A 1,814-nucleotide genomic window follows, 5' to 3' on the forward strand; every position below is an offset into this window, starting at 1 on the left:
GATTTACTTAATTGGTACTTGGTAATGGTGGTTTGACTACCGATTACCAATTACCGATTACGGAGACCCCATCATCTGGTAGTAAAAATATTGATATTAAAAAAGAGGCGCACGCTACGCGAACGCCTCTTTTCTTTAGACCTCTTGCAAAAATAGGGATCAGAGGAAGCATTTGGAGCTAAATATCGTCGTTTTTATAATAAGTCTCTTCCCAAATGCTTCGCCCCTAGGACTCGATTTTAGGCGAAGTGGAAGTCAGAATGCTTAAGCTGGTTTAGATTCACATTTTCAAACAAAACTTCTCCACCTTTTGCGTCAGATAAGAGAGCGCCATTACTAGTATTAGTAAGGTAACCCTGATTTATCCCATTGTTGTACCAAGTTTTGGAGTCAATTTGACCAAAACCTTGAAATTTAACCTTATCTAAACCAACTTGGAAGTCTTTGATGATATCGAAGTCATCTCCAAGCAAGCTATCGCTCCGATTGAACACAAATCTGTCAGCGCCATTGCCACCAACCATGGTGTCATTGTCACCGCCACCTACCAAAGTGTCGTCACCAAAACTGCCATGAAGTTTATCATCACCAAACCCTCCATTCAGCTTATCGTTACCTTTACCTCCTTCTAGAATGTCATCGCCAGTAAGTCCTTCAATCGAATCGTCGCCTAGGCTAGCATAAATTTTGTCATTACCGAAAGTGCCACGAAGCTTATCATCCCAAATACTTCCATAGCGGACATCATTGCCCAGGCTGTTGATTAAGGTATCCCCTAATAAGTTAACAGCATTGTTATTAACTTCTACGATCGTGATCTTGGTATCACGGTCAAAGGTTTGCTGATAAGTCCCTTTGGCTGAACCCTTGACGAAGTCTACGCCGTTGTTGCCATCAATATCAGTAGTTTTAAAAGGAAAGTTAAGGTTAACGTTGCTGCTAGAACCAAAATCCAAGTCGCCGATTTGACGAGAAGAGATTAAATCACCAGCAATGCCAAAAAAACCTTTAACCTTAGCTTGATTGGGATTCTCAGTCTCTAACACCAGAAAACCTATGTTTGACTTGGCCTGAGAATATTCGCGATTAGGATTTTCAATTTCTTTAGCTGTTAGTCGTAAATCTGCTGAGAAATTGAAAGAAAATTGTTGATGAGCTCCAACAGAAAAACTAGCAACTACTTTAGTGTTACTCTGGGAACTACTCTCAAAAGCACCATCAAAAGCAGCCGCAGTAGCTTGACTAAATAGTGTAGAGAAGGTTGGGTTATTGACAAAAGTGGCGTCAGCATTAGCAAGGGCAAAACCCACACCATTCTTCACTAAAGTCTGCGCCTGAATTTGAGTCAAAAACCCCGACGCTGCTTGACTATAGTTGGTGAACTTGGCGCTTCCTGTAGCGTCAGCAAAGTTTGCTTTGGAGTTAGGGGTTTTAACAATTGGCAAAAATAAAGTATTTGATCCCATGAAAATCTCCATTTTTATATTGGCTTATTCCGGGAATCATTATATATAGCATTAATTAATAATGAGCGCCATTTTGGCGGCTGATTTTGATGACAATAAGCCGCCAAAATGTTAAGCATTAAGCTATTTATCAGCAGTCAGCTAATGCTCTGGTAGTGATAATATAGCGTTTTTATTTGAGTTGTGAACATACCTCTTGCGCCAAGAGGCAAAACCCAAGAGGCAAAACCCAAGAGGCAAAAGGGATCCGAAGTTTTATTGGATAATAAAAAAAGACCTTCTAGGTTTATATCTCATTTAGAAATTTTATAGTAAACATTTAGCTATCAGTAATCATCTCATGATAAA

1 protein-coding gene is annotated in these 1,814 nt (G+C 39.7%); it reads right to left on the minus strand.

Going from position 1 to position 1,814, the window contains the following annotated elements; translation table 11 throughout:
• Positions 1 to 239: 239 nt before the first annotated feature.
• Positions 240 to 1,466: a hypothetical protein gene (locus F6K49_RS45390; protein WP_293108731.1), complete on the minus strand. Its 1,227-nt coding sequence runs from the start codon at positions 1,464 to 1,466 to the stop codon at positions 240 to 242.
• Positions 1,467 to 1,814: the final 348 nt, after the last annotated feature.

This window comes from Moorena sp. SIO3I6 (genome assembly GCF_010672095.1).

Bases quoted from the DNA above. Each gene is read 5' to 3' on its own strand.
- F6K49_RS45390 (WP_293108731.1), bottom strand. From the start codon at position 1,466: ATGGGATCAAATACTTTATTTTTGCCAATTGTTAAAACCCCTAACTCC.